The sequence below is a fragment of the Flavobacterium plurextorum genome (genome assembly GCF_002217395.1).
In the GTDB taxonomy this organism is placed as follows: domain Bacteria; phylum Bacteroidota; class Bacteroidia; order Flavobacteriales; family Flavobacteriaceae; genus Flavobacterium; species Flavobacterium plurextorum.
Genome location: NZ_MUHD01000001.1, coordinates 65,964 through 82,633, shown reverse-complemented (window position 1 = coordinate 82,633; position 16,670 = coordinate 65,964). Strand labels below are relative to the sequence as shown.

The window sequence follows — 16,670 nt, the reverse complement described above, 5'->3', positions numbered from 1 at the left end:
TTTGTTTAAAACAAAAAAAGCTCCAAAATACTTGGAGCTTTTTTTTATTTAAAACATTCTAAAATTCTTAGTACAAACTAGGATATTTAGAAGGATTAACTTCGTTCATCATGCTGTATACTTTCTCAAAAATATCTTCGGCAGAAGGTTTAGAGAAATAATCGCCATCAGTTCCGTAAGCAGGTCTGTGTGCTTTTGCAGCAAGTGTTTGTGGTTTGCTGTCAAGATAATTGTAAGCGTCTTGCTCTTCTAAAATTTGTTGTAGGATAAAAGCTGAAGCTCCGCCTGGAACATCTTCGTCAATTATTAATAGACGGTTTGTTTTAGCGATACTTTTTACAATGTCTTTATTGATATCAAACGGAAGTAAGGATTGTACGTCGATTACTTCACAGTCAATTCCTAAGTCTAATAATTCTGTTGCAACTTGTTGTACCAATCTTAAAGTTGATCCGTAAGAAACTAAAGTAATATCAGAACCTTCTTTTAAGGTTTCAACAACACCAATTGGTGTTTTGAATTCACCAAAGTTCAAAGGTGTTTTTTCTTTTAAACGGTAACCGTTAAGACATTCAATTACTAAAGCCGGTTCATCGCACTCTAAAAGAGTATTGTAAAATCCTGCAGCTTGTGTCATGTCTCTAGGAACTAAAACGTGAATTCCACGGATAGCATTTATAATCATTCCCATAGGAGAACCAGAATGCCAAATACCTTCTAAACGGTGTCCGCGAGTTCTGATGATTAATGGTGCTTTTTGTTTTCCAACAGTTCTATATTGTAAGGTCGCCAAATCATCACTCATGATTTGTATAGCATACAACAGATAATCTAAATATTGAATTTCGGCAATTGGGCGTAGGCCTCTTAAGGCCATACCAATTCCTTGTCCAAGGATAGTTGCTTCACGAATTCCGACATCGGCAACACGAAGTTCTCCGTATTTTTCCTGCATGCCTTCAAGACCTTGGTTAACATCACCAATGTTTCCAACATCTTCACCAAATATCAAAGTTTCTGGATATTTAGAGAATAAGGCATCGAAATTATCACGTAGAATCATTCGGCCGTCAGAATCTGCTTTTGCATTTTCTGCATATTCAGGTAGTACTTTTTGTACTGAGAATACATTTTGCTCAGATTCAGAATGCAAATTGCTGCTGAATTTTTTCTGAGTAACTCCTATATAATTAGTAATCCAGTTTGATAAAAGCATTTTGCTGTTTGGTACTTCAACAAAGCGAAGAATCTTTCTTGCAAAAACTAAAATCTCCTTTTTTAAAGGCGCTTTTATCGCACTTAATTCTGAAATGTATTTCCTAATTCTGTCTTTATGGTTGATGCTTGCTTCAGCAATTTGTTCCAATAAAGCCAAAAGATTTTTTTGATCTTCAATAATTGGATTGATGAAAGAATTCCAAGCTTCTTTTTTAGCTTCTAGAACTTCTTTTTTCAATTCAAAATCGATTTCTGCTAGTTCTTCTGGTGATGCAATATTGATAGCGATCATCCATAAACGCATCTGACGAATACAATCGAAATCTCTTTCCCAAGCTAATCTTTCTCCATTTTTGTAACGTTCGTGAGAACCTGATGTAGAGTGTCCTTGCGGCTGCGTTAATTCGTTAACGTGAATTAAAACCGGAATATGTTCTTCACGAGCAATAGCACCTGCTCTTTCGTATGTTGAAACTAATTCAGCATAATCCCAGCCTTTTACTCTAAAAATTTCATATCCTTTAGAATCTTCATCACGTTGATATCCTTTTAAGATTTCAGAGATGTTTTCTTTTGTAGTTTGATGTCTGGCATGAACAGAAATACCATATTCATCATCCCAAACACTCATTACCATAGGAACTTGAAGTACTCCTGCAGCATTTATGGTTTCAAAAAACAAACCTTCAGATGTACTTGCGTTTCCAATAGTTCCCCAAGCCACTTCATTTCCATTTACAGAGAAATTATCTTTGATGGTAATACCGTCAACATTTCTGTAAATTTTTGAAGCCTGAGCTAATCCCAATAATCTTGGCATTTGTCCGGCTGTAGGTGATATATCTGAGCTTGAATTTTTTTGCTTAGTCAGGTTTTTCCATGATCCGTCTTCGTTTAAACTGTGCGTAACAAAATGTCCGCCCATTTGTCTTCCTGCAGACATTGGATCAAAATCTAAATCTGTATGACCATATAAACCAGCAAAAAATTGCTGCGGAGTTAATTCTCCAATGGCCATCATAAAAGTTTGATCGCGGTAATATCCAGAACGGAAATCACCATTTTTAAAGGCTTTGGCCATTGCAAGCTGAGGGACTTCTTTTCCGTCTCCAAAAATTCCAAATTTGGCTTTTCCTGTTAAAACTTCTTTACGACCTAAAAGGCTACATTCACGACTGGTAACTGCAATTCTGTAGTCGTTCAATACTTCAGTTTTGAAATCTTCAAACGTTAATGTAGTATTGCTTTTTTCTTTTATCATAATCTTGTGGGTCATGTTTAGACTGCGAAATTACTTAAAAACAATTAATAATCATAATTCTTTAAAATAAATATAATTTAATTATTTGTATTTAAATTCAAAAAACTACGTATTTTATTTATGTTATTTTTATTGTTTTCGTTATTTTAATGATAATTATTTATGTTTTTGTTTAAAATTAATTCAATTAAAACCATTTTCGGGTGAAAAGATTAACTAATGTTTTTGGCGAAAAGGTGATTACGAATCGAATTTTTTCATTGTATTTATTTTGAGTGATTTCCCAGCCATTATTAGAGTAAACGGGAAAAAATAATTCAAAATAGTCTGGAACTAAATTTAATCGAATACCGCTGTCATAAGCAAAATACTCACTTTGATGCTTATTTTTCAAGAAACCTACATCTCCATAAACTTCTATCCAGTTCCAGATTGCATAGCTGGCATTAAGAGTTGTCATCCATTGGTTAGCATATGCAGGTTCTAGCTTAGATTTAAAACCTCCTTCGGCCATAACATATTGCTGGCTAAAAAAGCCTGTGGTTTCAGATCTTCCGAAAAAGTTATAATCAAAAAGATAATCTGTAGGTCTGTCTAAACCAAAACTAAAATAATCTGAATTTGTTGTGTTGTATAAAAAACTTCCTGCATATAATCTTACGTTTAACTTATGGTTGTTCTCAAACAATCTTCGATATTCAATTTCACCACCTACTTTTCCAAAATCACCTGCAAACTGAAGGTCTGTCATGAAGCTGAAATGATCAATTAATTCCGTTTTAGTATTAGAATAACGAGCATTAAAAATAGAGTAATTAGGTTTAGAATTGTCCGTAATGTAAGTACTTGCTTCTCGATTTACAATTACTTGTCTAAACATAAAGAGTTGTTTTCTATTATCTCTAAAGTTTTCTTCGCGAATTCTAAATTGAACCATCGGATTCAAACGTAAATAAGTGGCGTCTGGAGCGTAATGATAATAGTTTTGACTAATTGAATAGCGAATGTTGTACAAGGTTGTATGACGATAATTTTGACTCCACACCAAAGCAGATGATCCTGAGAGAGTTCCGGCTTTAATAGAGTAAGCAGGAGTAATGTCGAATGTAAAGGGTTTGTCAAGAATAGTTTTATTATGAAAACGTATTCCCGGCGTAAAACCATCATATAAGTTGTACGATAGTGTCGGGATATATAATATTTGATTATAATAGGGATCTTCTAGATCTTTCGCAAAATTAAATTTTATTGGTCGATTGGTAATTGCTAAAGTTTTTAGCGATTTCCAGTTATTTCTCTGGTTAAACTCAGGAACTTCATTTTCGTAGTTTATAACGATTTTGTCGGCATTTTTACGATCAAAATGATAAACTGAATCGTTTTTTTGCGGTTCAATCCATTGTTTAAAAACGACTTCGTTTTTTTTAAGTCCAAAAATAGGAATAGGAGCATAAATGCCTGTTCTATTTTTTACCGAAAATGTTATGCTGTCAGCTGTTCTTGAAACACTTGAAAATTTATAATCAATAATATCACGAGAGTCGATAATTGTTTTAAAAAACCAATCAATTTTTTTTGGGCTTTTATCAATTAGTATTTTTTCAAAATCATATCGGTTTGTTTGTTCTTGTTTATTCAGATTGTAAAATTCCTGTACACTTTCAGGCACAATATTATGGTTTAAGTAATCATCTAAATAACTTAAGCTCAAACCAGCTCTGTATTTACTAGCAATTTGTTCGTTAAATTTTATTAAAGTGTTTTTAGGATCGCCAAGAGGTTGATCTAGATTTTTACGCGCCATCAGCATATAGTAATAGCTGTATTGCTCATTAAAAGTTAAATTGGTAATGTTGTAACTGTTAAAAAGTTTCATTTCAGAAAGTTTGCCCAGCATTTTCTGGTCCAAGTGGTTTTCTTCCATGTATTTTATCATCGCGTAAATTTGGATTCCGTCATAAATCCAATTGTCTTTTCTGGGATCAATACGAAGACTATTTTTTAGATAATTGTTAAGATAGGTTTTGAAAAAGGTAATTTCGAACATAAACTCATCTGTAAACGGACTTATAAAGGAAGGAAGCTGATTGAGTCCGTAAAAGGGATTTCGATCATAATCGGCCTGCGAAACAGTGATTTTTTCATGCGGGTATTTACCAATAAAATCATTTGCAAAAGCCGTAACTCTATTGATGACAATTGCTTTTTGAATCTCGCTGATTTTTTTATTGTTTAAATCCGAAAGAACTTCTAAAGAACCATTACTGTAACTTCTGAAATTATTTTGCTTTTCGATTATTAAATTGAAATCGATTCTATTGCTTCCAGCGTAAGAATAAGTACTGAATAAAGGGTTTGAAGCGTCTTTCGAAACCGAATTTAAATCGGTCGTAATCGAATAATTGGCTGGTATTTTTATTTCAACTTGATAATCTGTAACGGCATTTGCGATATCATCGAGATTGAAATTATTGTATTTTGTAAAACGGTGATTTTCAAATCGGGCAGGGCTTAAGAACCAGTTTTTTAAAATCATTCCGCCATTTTGATCAAAACCGTAGTGTGTAAATTTGTTGCTCGGAATTTTTGCAATGTAAGTTATATGAAGATCAATTTGTTCTCCTGGACGCAGCTTTCGGTTTAACCTGACAACAATAAAATCTGGATTCTTGGCGGTTCGTTCCCATTCAAGCGCCATAAAATCAGAGTCTGTTAGATTTAAAATCGTTGTATTTCCTCTTTCCGTAGTTTTAGCCACATGAAAACCTCTATAAAATTCATCAGAAAAGCGTTTGGCAAGCGGAGTGTTTTTGTCTGAAAATGCATTGTTCCAGTCATTCAAAACAATAGAAACTAAAGTATCGTTAGAAGTATTGCGATACGTAATATCCTGCTTGATATTTAGTGTTTTAAGTTCAAGATTTACCGCAACTTCCATCTTAGATTGATGTTGGCCGTATTGCTTTATTGAACTGAATAAAACAAAAATGAGGATTATAATTTTAAATAATGATTTCAAGAATTTGGCGTAAAATTTAGGACTTTATCTTTAATGTACGTGTGTTCTGTTGTTTTGGTTTTATGTAAAAATAACATAAAAAAAGCTGTTTTAAAAAACAGCTTCTCATTTTTGTAATAATATAGGATTCAAACATTAAAAGTTTGGACTCAAATCGTATTTCTTATAGAATTTATCTAAAACGTCAACAACTTCATCTTCAGTGTCTACGATTTTAAATAAGTTCAAATCTTCAGGGCTTACGGTATGCATTTTCTCAACCAAAACAGTTTTTACCCATTCGATCAAACCAGACCAAAATTCTACTCCAACTAGAATAATTGGGAATTTTCCAATTTTTTTAGTTTGAATCAAAGTGATCGCTTCAAACATTTCGTCCAAAGTTCCGAAACCTCCTGGCATAACCACAAAACCTTGCGAATATTTTACGAACATAACTTTTCTCACAAAGAAATAATCGAAATTCAGGTTTTTATCATGATCAATATAAGGGTTAAAATGCTGCTCAAACGGTAATTCGATGTTTAAACCAACCGAAGTTCCTCCGCCTAAATGTGCGCCTTTGTTTCCAGCTTCCATAATTCCAGGTCCTCCGCCAGTAATTACGCCATAGCCGGCTTTACTAATTTTATAAGCAATTTTCTCAGCCAATAAATAATATTTATCGTCTGGTTTTGTTCTCGCTGAACCAAAAATAGATACGCAGGGACCAATTCGTCCCATGCTTTCATAACCATTTACAAATTCGGCCATGATTTTAAAAATCGCCCAGCTGTCATTTGTTCTAATTTCATTCCACGTTTTTTGTTTCAAACGGTCTTGAATTACTTTGTCCTCGTCATTATCAAAATCTTCTAATCTCATTTTAGGTATTTTAATTTATTATTCTATTTGTTTTTTCTGTGCGGTCAAAGGAAAGGAGCTCGTTCCTGCTGTCCGCTATATCTTTTGTGCCAAACCCCGGCACAAAAGGATGCCGCTCCCATCAGGGCTAGGGCAGTTGGTTTCATATAAACAGTTAGTTTAATCGAAACATCTTTCTTCAAATGCTTGAAATTTTGAAAAAAAGCGGTTACTAAATTAACTCTTTTTTTCAGAATTGTTACAAAAAAGGAAGTTTATAATCTAAAACTAGCATAGTAAAAATTTGGTTTTTTTGTTTTTAGTTCATTATCAAAGAATTAAAGCTAGATGAACTTTAAGCGTGAAGTAACTGAAAAGAAATAAAGAGCTTATTAATCGTTGTTTTTAATTCAGATCTTTAATGGTTAGTGTTCTGTAAGTGTTACAATACGTATTTATGGGTTTATTGTTTCTAGTTCCTGGAGTCAATATTTGGTCAAATGACATTATTGCGCGATCAATCTCATCTTTTAAAATGCTATTTGGAGCTATACAATTAACTTTGATAATCCTTCCTTCGGTATTAATAGAAAATCGTGGACTAAAAGTGATTTCGCCTCTCAGATTCTGTTCACTAATGGTTTTAAGTGAAATGTTTTGTATAATATAATTGTTTAATTTGTCATACAAACAGTTACTGATTTCCCAGTTCGTTTGAAGATTTTCGCAGCCTTTTACAACCGGTAATTGATCAACAACAGCATATGTACTTGCTTTAATTATGATTTTTTTATTCTCTTTTGCAAATAGTTGGATACTGATTTTCCCACGCTTGTCAGCTTCTGAAAGGGCTAATTTTTCTAAAGGATAATTTTTAAAAATTTCAATAACTTTTCTATTTAATTCTTTATTTCCTGTATTGATGTGAAAATTAGAAGCCTTCTTTTTTTTATTTATTTCAAAAGTTAATCGAATGGTATAGTTAAATTTACTATTTGAAATGTTTTTGTATAAGTAAGAAGATTTAATTGTAGAGAAATCAATCTTTTTTAAAAGGTTTGATTCTAAATATATCTTAAAGTAATTAGCTAAATCATTGTTTTCCGCTGGTTGCGCTAAAGCTTGAAAAGTATTGTTTTCGTTTACATATTCCTCTTCAATTTCTTGTTTTGTGAAATAAGGATTGTCAGATTGTGTTTCCTGAATGTTTTTAATTCGTTCACGGACAACTTTGTTAAGACTGTCTTTTTTTGATTGAGAATAAGTGGTGAATGAGAATAATAATATTGTAATGAATAATAAAATTGATTTCATCTTCTATGTTTTTAAAACTAAAATATAAAATAATTAGTATTAAAATAGAACAATAGAAAGAATCTTTGTCAAAGTTTTAAACTTTGACAAAGATTCTTTTTTTTACTCTAACTCTTTTTTCAAAAACTTAGCCGTATAACTTTTTTTATTTTTAGCCACTTCTTCTGGAGTTCCTTTGGCAACCAATTGTCCGCCGCCTTTTCCTCCTTCGGGACCAATATCAATAATATAATCCGCAAGTTTTATAACATCCATATTGTGTTCGATTACTAGAATCGTATTTCCTTTATCAACCAATTTATTGATAACGTCCATCAAAACTCGAATATCTTCAAAATGCAAACCGGTTGTAGGTTCATCTAGAATATAAAACGTATTTCCTGTATCTTTTTTAGATAATTCTCCAGCCAATTTAATACGCTGTGCTTCACCGCCGGAAAGTGTTGTACTTTGCTGTCCGAGTGTGATGTATCCTAAACCAACATCCTGAATGGTTTTTACTTTTCTATAAATCTTCGGAATGTTTTCAAAGAACGGAACAGCTTCATCAACGGTCATATCCAAAACATCCGAAATAGATTTTCCTTTATATCTAATTTCCAGCGTTTCTCTATTAAAACGTTTACCTTGACAAGTTTCACATTCTACATAAACATCAGGTAAAAAGTTCATTTCGATAGTTCTTACACCAGAACCTTCACAGGTTTCACAGCGTCCGCCTTTTACGTTAAAACTGAAACGTCCTGCTTTATAACCGCGAATCATACTTTCAGAAGTCATGGTAAACAAGTTTCTGATTTCTGTAAAAACCTCAGTGTATGTAGCTGGATTTGAGCGTGGCGTTCTTCCAATCGGACTTTGGTCGATATCTATAACTTTATCAATATGTTCTAATCCTTCAATTTTTTTATATGGCTGTGGTTTTTTTACGCCATTAAAATAATACGCATTTAAAATAGGATAAAGGGTTTCATTAATTAAAGTCGATTTTCCGCTTCCTGAAACTCCTGTAACACAAGTTAATTGACCTAAAGGTATTTCGATCGAAACATTTTTTAGATTATTTCCTGTTGCTCCAGTCAGTTTTAAAATCTTTCCGTTTCCTTCACGACGCTTTTTCGGAATTTCCAGCTTCATTTTACCGTTCAAATATTGAGCGGTAATAGTGTTTGATTTTAGAGTTTCTGCCGGAGTTCCAATACTGATAATCTCTCCGCCATATTTCCCTGCCTTCGGACCAATATCAATAACATAATCAGCCGTTTCGATCATGTCTTTATCATGTTCTACTACGATAACTGAGTTTCCAATGTCACGTAATTGTTCAAGTGATTTGATTAGTTTTTCATTATCTCTTTGGTGTAAACCAATACTTGGTTCGTCCAAAATGTATAGAACTCCAACCAATTGTGAACCAATTTGTGTTGCTAATCGAATACGCTGTGCTTCTCCACCAGAAAGTGATTTTGAACTTCGGCTTAGAGCCAGATAATTCAAGCCAACATTCATCAAGAAGTTTAATCGGTCTTTGATTTCTTTTACAACTTCAGAAGCAATTAAAAGTTGTTTTTCGGATAAATGGCTGTTTAAGTCTTGAAACCAAGCTGTTAAATCAGAAATATCCATATTACACAATTCGGTAATGTTCTTTTTATTAACTCTGAAAAATTGTGCTTCTTTTTTTAAACGTGAGCCTTCGCAAACAGGACAATTTATTTCGTCCATAAAATCTTTTGCCCAGCGTTTTATGCTGGTCGTTGCGCTTTCGTCATATTGATTTTTTATGAAGTTTGAAATTCCTTCAAAATCAATTTTATAATCTCGCGTAACGCCAAGATCTTTTGAGTTTATAGTAAATTTATCTTTTCCGCCATAAAGAATCATTGTCATGGCTTCTTCCGGAATTTTTTCGATTGGATCGGTGATTTTAAATCCAAATTTTTCTCCAATAGTTTCTAACTGCTTAAAGATCCAAGAAGATTTATATTCGCCAAGTGGAGCAAAACCACCGCTTTTAATTGATAATTTCGGATTTGGAATAATCTTTTTAACGTTGATTTCATGAACAGTTCCTAATCCGTTACAATGCGGACAAGCACCTTTTGGCGAGTTAAAGGAGAATAAATTCGGTTCTGGATTTTGGTACGAGATTCCAGTTGAAGGACACATCAAATTCCTGCTGAAATAACGAACTTCATTTGTATCTTGATCTAAAATCATCAATACGTTTTCGCCATGATGCATCGCAGTATTAATACTTTCAGCTAATCGTTTCTGATTGTCTTCTGTATTTTCGATAACCATTCGGTCTACAACAATTTCAATGTCGTGCGTTTTGTAACGATCTAATTTCATGCCTGAAACTAAATCCTGTACTTCGCCATTTACACGAACTTTTAAGAATCCTTGTTTGGTAATTTGCTGAAATAATTCAGCATAATGTCCTTTTCTGGCTCTAATAATTGGTGCTAGGATATTAATTCGTTTTCCGTTAAAATCCTGAATAATCAAGTCTTTAATTTGCTCATCAGAATAAGAAACCATTTTCTCACCAGTGTTGTAACTGTAAGCATCGGCACCACGAGCATAAAGAAGTCGAAGAAAATCGTATATTTCAGTAATCGTTCCCACGGTTGAACGCGGACTTTTACTGGTTGTTTTTTGTTCAATTGCAATAACTGGCGAAAGTCCGTCAATTTTATCAACATCGGGACGCTCTAATCCTCCAAGAAATTGACGAGCGTAAGCCGAAAAGGTTTCGACATAACGACGCTGTCCTTCAGCATAAATGGTGTCAAATGCCAACGAAGATTTTCCCGAACCTGAAAGTCCTGTTATAACAACAAGTTTTTCACGCGGAATAGAAATATCGATATTTTTTAGATTATGAACTCTTGCACCAAGAACTTCAATAGTGTTGTCTTTATCTAGCATAATTTTGAGCAAAACGCAAAGTTACCACTTTGATTTGTTCTTTTTGTGCTCGACAGCAAAACTTTATGTTACAATTAGTAACAAAAAAACGCTGTTGTAAACTAGCGTTTTCGTTTTGTCGGATTCATATATTATTTTTTTAACGTATTTGATATTAAGCTTATTCTATAGTCATAGATCTTAATTTTGTTCTATAAGCCTCGAGTGCTATAGATTTTGAAATGAAGCCAAAGTATTTATCATTTCGCAAAACGGGTAAAAATGCTGATTTAGATTTCTCGAATTTGCTCATTACAATTTCCATACTGTCATAAGATGAAATTGTTGCCGGAGGTGTTTTCATAACATCTTTAATCAAAGTATATTTTACACGATAAGCATTAAATATAATTTCGCGAATATCATTAAAATGTACAATTCCTACGAGTTCTTTTTCATTGTTTACAACTGCAAAAACGACTTGATTTGAATGTGAAATTAGATCCACTAATTTGCTTAAATGGTCTTCAGGATGCACGGTTAAATAATCACATTGTATAATAGAATCAATGTCTAAAGTAGAAAGAATGTTAGAATCTTTATTGCTGGTAAAGGCATGTCCTTTTTTGGCTAAATTTTTTACGTCAAGCGAGTATTTTTCAAAACGTTTAGAAATGGCAAAACTAATAGAGGACACAATCATAAGCGGAATCATTAGTCCGTAACCTCCAGTTATTTCGGCAATCAAAAAGATTGCAGTTAATGGTGCATGAAATAAACCGCTCAAAATACCAGCCATTCCAACCATTGTAAAGTTGCTGATTGGTAAATGTGATAAACCGATTAAACTTATAAATTTTGAAAAGAAATATCCTAAATAAGAGCCTAAGAATAATGAAGGTGCAAAGTTTCCTCCATTACCGCCGCTTCCAATTGTAAGTCCAGAAGCGAATACTTTTACCATCATAGTGCAGCCTACAAACAAAAGAAAAACCCATTGATTGTTTCTAAAACTCTCAAACAAAGTATTGTCTAACAGTTTTCCTGGATCGGTTTCCGATAAAGTCTTGATGCTTTCATAACCTTCACCAAACAGAGTTGGGAAAATAAAGATTAAAAGTGCTAAGATAGAAGAACCTATTAAGGCTTTTTTGTACGGTCCAATTTTTAGTTCGGCAAAATAATGTTCTATTTTTTGAAAATTTCGAGAATAATAAACAGCCATAAAACCTGTTAATAATCCCAAAATGATATAAAAAGGAATATTGTGAAAGTCGAATGTTTCTTGTTTTTTAAAAGATAGTAAAATGCTTTCATCTAATACAATTGCAGAAACTAAGGCTCCAGTAGCCGCAGAAATCATAATAGGAGTAAAGGCAGAAATACTTACATCTACTAATAAAACTTCAATAGCAAAAAGAACTCCGGCAATTGGTGCGTTAAATGCGGCCGCAATTCCCGCCGCAACACCACAGCCAATTAGTAAAGTTCGGTCTTTGTAAGCTAACTTGTAATTTTGAGCATAATTAGAACCAAAAGCAGCACCAGTTACAACAATAGGGCTTTCTAAACCCGCAGAACCTCCTAAACCAACTGTTAACGAGCTGGTAATAATTTGGGCATACATTTGTTTTTTCGGAATAATACTTGCTTTTTTGGCAACCGCATATAAAATTTGTGATGTTCCTTTTTGGATTGTTCCATTTAGAACTTTGTTGATTACAAAAACGGTCAGCAAAATACCAATTATAGGTAGTATACTATTGATGAAACTAAGTTTTAAAGTTCCGTTGATGTATGTCGCAAACGAAAAGACACTATGGGCAAATGTTTTTAAAACAATTACAGCAAATGCACATGAAATACCTACCAAAACACTTGATAAAAAAATGAACTGCTTTGGTGTCATAACAGATTGCGACAAAGCAATTATACTTTCTAGTCTTCGAAAAAGTCTTTTTATCATTATTTTTTTTAAAATTTCAGGTGAGGTGCAAATTTAGTTTTAAACATTCAAATTTGCATAATCTTTCTGCTTAAATCTTTTTCAGGCTAAAAACCAGCGGCTTTATCATCTCCTCTAAAATCTGCGCCTCCTTCAAGTTTTTTATTTGGTAAAACCAAAATAGCATCAACTTTGCCAATTACAGGAGTTGTTTTTTCATTAATCAGATAACCTTTAGCAGTTAAGTTTTCGAATGCTTTTGTGCTGAAAGTGTGAGGCTCAAAAGTAACAATATCTGGAAGCCATTGATGATGAAAACGTGGTGCATTTACAGCCTCTTGCATACCCAAACCAAACTCGTAAACATTTAGAATAGTTTGCAATACAGAAGTTATAATAGTAGAACCGCCGGGCGTTCCTACAACCATAAATAATTTTCCGTTTTTCTCAACAATGGTTGGAGTCATTGAACTCAGCATTCGTTTTTGCGGTGCAATACTATTGGCATCATTTCCAACTAATCCAAACATATTTGGTGATCCAGGTTTTGCACTAAAATCATCCATTTCATTATTTAAGAAAAAGCCTAATTCGTCGCAATAGTATTTTGATCCAAAGCCATCGTTTATAGTTGTGGTTGCAGCAACAGCATTCCCAAATTGATCTACAATAGAGTAATGTGTCGTTTCGGTGCTTTCGCTGTACTTAATTTCTCCTTCTCTTATTTCTGATGATAAACTAGCTTTGTCAAAACTAAAAGTCGACATACGCTCTTTTAAATACGAATCAGCTAAAAGTTCCTTAACAGGTATTTTTACAAAATCAGGATCTCCTAAAAATTGACTTCTATCAGCATAAGCTCTTCTTTCGGCTTCTACAATTACCTGAATGGCCTTCTCAGAATTGTGTCCCATTTTTGACAAGTCATAAGGAGCAATCATTTTCATAATTTGTGCCAGACAAATTCCGCCGCTGCTTGGCGGTGACATTGAAGTAATTTTTAATTCCTTATAATTAAATTGCAATGGCTTTCTCCATTTCGCTTCATAACTTGCTAAATCTTTAAGTGTGATAATACCGCCGTTTTTCTGAATATAATCTACTAATATTTGGGCCGTTTTTCCTTTATAGAACTCGTCTTTTCCATTTTTCAAAATTCGTTTCAGCGTATTTGCAAGTGCAGGATATTTGATGGTATCTTTTTCTTTAAATTCTTTCGCCATAAGCGTATTTGGTCCATTTGCTTTTACAATGGCATCATGATAAGCTTCAAGCTGTTTTTGTTGTTTTTGAGTTACTATGACACCTTTTTCTGCTAAAGCAATTACTGGCTTTAAAATTTCAGATATAGGCAGAGAACCTAGTTTTTTATGTACAGCAAATACTCCGGCTATAGTTCCTGGTACACCAATTGCTAAAGCAGTTTCGGTACTTTTGCCTTTTATAACATTTCCATCTTTGTCTAGAAACATATCTTTTGTTGCAGCGAGAGGTGCTTTTTCGCGATAATCCAAGCTTCCAACTTCACCATTTGCTTTGCGATAAACCATAAAACCTCCTCCGCCAATATTTCCAGCATACGGATATGCAACTGCCAGCGCAAGTTCAGTTGCGGCCATAGCATCAAAAGCGTTTCCTCCTTTTTTCATAATTGCTGCGCCTATTTTTGAAGCTTCTTCGCGAGCAGAAACTACCATAGCTTTTGAAACGACTAATCCCGTTTGTTTTGAAGTTTGCGCAAAACTGCAAATAGAAATGAAATAGAGTATAAAGGTGATTTTTTTCATGATTTAATAAGAGTTTTATAAGATCAATTTGATTTTATAATGAAAGTAATTTTTGTTTTGCCTGCTGCTGAATCTCTTCAAAAAAACTAGTGAATTCCTGTTCAAATTCGGTATAAAATTCTACTAATTCTTCACTTGCAAACTGCATTTTAGACACATTTTTTGATCTTCGATCCATTTGAGTTAAAATCTGATGAATGCCGTCGACGGTTTTATAGCTTAAAAGCCAATTTCTCTCAATCATATAAGGCATTAAACCCTGTGTTTTTTCAGTTAGAATGTCGTAGTTGGTATGAAGTGAGTTGTAAAATCTATTGGTAAAATCTTCCAGTTTTTCATCTGAATAATTGCTCCAATTTTTAGCTAAAAAATGATCATATACAATATCAACAATTACTCCCGAATAATGATGGTACTTTTCATGCAGTCTTTTGGTGCTTTGCCTGAATGTATCATGAGAATCTGTATAAGTATCGATAAATCTATGCAGAAGAATTCCTTTTTGCACATCTTCAGGAAAATGCTCAAATTGTTTCCCACGAATGCCATCGGCCATAAAATTGCCAATTTTGATTAAATCATTTTCGCCAGAAAGATATATGTGGGCTAGGAAGTTCATTTTTTGTGAGGTGCTAAGGTTCTAAGGCGCTAAGTTCGCTCTTGTAAAAGTATAAAAACTTTTTTAAATGATTTTGTTATAAAATTGTCCGACATTTTATGATAAGGTTATATCACTTTAGAAACCTTGGCTTCTTAAGAGCCTGCGACATTAGCTGCGCTTATTAATTTGAGATGTTATTTTACTAAAATTTTATAGTATTTAAAAAATCTTAGCATATTGGCAACTTAGAACCTTAGTAACTTTTCTATATTTGTAATAAAATAACCATAACGCAGAAAAATGACTTTAATAAAATCAATTTCAGGAATACGAGGAACAATTGGAGGAAAAGTAGGAGATAACCTGACTCCTGTTGATGCAGTAAAATTTGCATCGGCTTACGGTACTTTTCTAAAAAACAATACTTCAAAAGAAAAATTAACTGTTGTAATTGGTCGCGATGCCAGAATTTCTGGACCAATGATTCATAATCTTGTTGTAAATACTTTAATCGGTTTAGGAATTAATGTGATCGATCTTGGTCTTTCGACTACACCAACTGTTGAAGTAGCTGTTCCGCTTGAAAAGGCAGACGGCGGAATTATTTTAACGGCTTCTCATAATCCAAAACAATGGAATGCTTTAAAATTATTGAATGAAAAAGGTGAGTTTTTAAGCGGAGCAGAAGGAGCAAAAATTCTTGAAATTGCTGAAGCTGAAGCTTTCGATTTTTCGGATGTTGATAATTTAGGCGAGATTACACCAAATGATGCTTACATGGATATTCATATCGACGAGGTTTTAAATTTGCCTTTGGTTGATGTTGAAGCTGTAAAAGCGGCAAAATTTAAAGTAGTTGTCGATGGAGTAAATTCATCTGGAGGAATTATTATTCCAAAACTATTAGAATTAATGGGAGTGGAAGTAGTAAAATTATACTGTGAACCAAACGGACATTTTCCTCATAATCCTGAGCCTTTAAAAGAACACTTGACTGATATTTCAGAATTAGTGGTGAAAGAAAAAGCGCATTTAGGTGTTGTAGTTGATCCGGATGTTGATCGTTTGGCTTTTATCAGTGAAGATGGTGAAATGTTTGGTGAAGAATATACTTTGGTCGCTTGTGCTGATTATGTTTTGAGTAAAACTCCTGGAAATACAGTTTCGAATATGTCATCGTCTCGTGCTTTACGCGATGTGACAAAAGCACATAATGGAAACTATGAAGCAAGTGCTGTAGGTGAAGTGAATGTGGTTGAATTAATGAAAAAAAATAACGCAATTATTGGCGGTGAAGGTAATGGCGGAATTATTTATCCTGAATTGCATTACGGAAGAGATAGTTTGGTTGGAGTTGCTTTGTTTTTAACTCATTTGGCAAACAAAAAGATATCTGTTTCGGCATTGAGAGCTTCTTATCCGGAGTATTATATGAGTAAAAACAAAATTGAATTGACACCGCAGATTGATGTTGATGCGATTTTGACTGCTATGACTGAGAAATATAAAAACGAAGATATTTCTACAATCGACGGTGTAAAGATTGATTTTGCAACGGAATGGGTACATTTAAGAAAATCGAATACAGAACCAATTATCCGAATTTATACTGAAGCGCCTTCACAAAAAGAAGCTGATGTTTTAGCTCTTCGAATTATTGATGAAATAAAAGAAATCGCTGGAATTTAATTTCGGAGTATAAAAAAAAACACCTCTTTCATTTATTTAGAAAGAGGTGTTTTTTTATGCTTTAATTTGAGATGTATTTA

The 16,670-nt window shown here is 33.4% G+C and carries 9 protein-coding genes; 1 reads left to right on the top strand and 8 read right to left on the bottom strand.

Translation table 11 applies throughout. The annotated features are described in order from the left end of the window. Positions 1–67: 67 nt before the first annotated feature. From B0A81_RS00220 to B0A81_RS00185, 8 genes are all read right to left on the bottom strand, one after another. Complete coding sequence (locus tag B0A81_RS00220) at positions 68–2,479, bottom strand: alpha-ketoacid dehydrogenase subunit alpha/beta (RefSeq protein WP_089056130.1); 2,412 nt, start codon at positions 2,477–2,479, stop codon at positions 68–70. A gap of 187 nt (positions 2,480–2,666) precedes the next feature. Then, positions 2,667–5,417 (bottom strand): gluzincin family metallopeptidase, encoded by a 2,751-nt coding sequence (locus B0A81_RS00215; protein ID WP_089056129.1) that lies wholly within the window; start codon positions 5,415–5,417, stop codon positions 2,667–2,669. Between the two features lie 216 nt (positions 5,418–5,633). Next, positions 5,634–6,362, bottom strand: coding sequence for an LOG family protein (locus tag B0A81_RS00210; protein ID WP_068845660.1), 729 nt, complete (start codon positions 6,360–6,362; stop codon positions 5,634–5,636). Between the two features lie 384 nt (positions 6,363–6,746). Next, complete coding sequence (locus B0A81_RS00205; protein WP_089056128.1) at positions 6,747–7,655, bottom strand: hypothetical protein; 909 nt, start codon at positions 7,653–7,655, stop codon at positions 6,747–6,749. A 102-nt stretch (positions 7,656–7,757) separates the two neighbouring features. Beyond that, a complete protein-coding gene (gene uvrA, locus B0A81_RS00200; protein WP_089056127.1) occupies positions 7,758–10,589 on the bottom strand; it encodes an excinuclease ABC subunit UvrA in 2,832 nt (943 codons plus the stop codon). 160 nt (positions 10,590–10,749) lie between these two features. Further along, a complete protein-coding gene (locus B0A81_RS00195; RefSeq protein ID WP_089056126.1) occupies positions 10,750–12,534 on the bottom strand; it encodes a chloride channel protein in 1,785 nt (594 codons plus the stop codon). A gap of 86 nt (positions 12,535–12,620) precedes the next feature. Continuing rightward, on the bottom strand, positions 12,621–14,300 hold the full coding sequence (gene ggt, locus B0A81_RS00190; RefSeq protein ID WP_089056125.1) for a gamma-glutamyltransferase: 1,680 nt from the start codon (positions 14,298–14,300) through the stop codon (positions 12,621–12,623). A 34-nt stretch (positions 14,301–14,334) separates the two neighbouring features. Continuing rightward, a complete protein-coding gene (locus B0A81_RS00185) occupies positions 14,335–14,919 on the bottom strand; it encodes an acyl carrier protein phosphodiesterase (RefSeq protein WP_089056124.1) in 585 nt (194 codons plus the stop codon). Positions 14,920–15,201: 282 nt separating this feature from the next. On the opposite strand from B0A81_RS00185, the gene glmM reads away from it, so the two are divergent. Further along, positions 15,202–16,590: a phosphoglucosamine mutase gene (glmM, locus tag B0A81_RS00180; RefSeq protein ID WP_089056123.1), complete on the top strand. Its 1,389-nt coding sequence runs from the start codon at positions 15,202–15,204 to the stop codon at positions 16,588–16,590. The last annotated feature ends 80 nt before the right edge of the window (positions 16,591–16,670 follow it).

Excerpts from the sequence above, each read along its gene's own strand:
- B0A81_RS00220 (WP_089056130.1), bottom strand. The coding sequence starts at position 2,479 with ATGATAAAAGAAAAAAGCAATACTACATTAACGTTTGAAGATTTCAAA.
- B0A81_RS00215 (WP_089056129.1), bottom strand. The coding sequence starts at position 5,417 with ATGGAAGTTGCGGTAAATCTTGAACTTAAAACACTAAATATCAAGCAG.
- B0A81_RS00210 (WP_068845660.1), bottom strand. The coding sequence starts at position 6,362 with ATGAGATTAGAAGATTTTGATAATGACGAGGACAAAGTAATTCAAGAC.
- B0A81_RS00205 (WP_089056128.1), bottom strand. The coding sequence starts at position 7,655 with ATGAAATCAATTTTATTATTCATTACAATATTATTATTCTCATTCACC.
- uvrA (WP_089056127.1), bottom strand. The coding sequence starts at position 10,589 with ATGCTAGATAAAGACAACACTATTGAAGTTCTTGGTGCAAGAGTTCAT.
- B0A81_RS00195 (WP_089056126.1), bottom strand. The coding sequence starts at position 12,534 with ATGATAAAAAGACTTTTTCGAAGACTAGAAAGTATAATTGCTTTGTCG.
- ggt (WP_089056125.1), bottom strand. The coding sequence starts at position 14,300 with ATGAAAAAAATCACCTTTATACTCTATTTCATTTCTATTTGCAGTTTT.
- B0A81_RS00185 (WP_089056124.1), bottom strand. The coding sequence starts at position 14,919 with ATGAACTTCCTAGCCCACATATATCTTTCTGGCGAAAATGATTTAATC.
- glmM (WP_089056123.1), top strand. The coding sequence starts at position 15,202 with ATGACTTTAATAAAATCAATTTCAGGAATACGAGGAACAATTGGAGGA.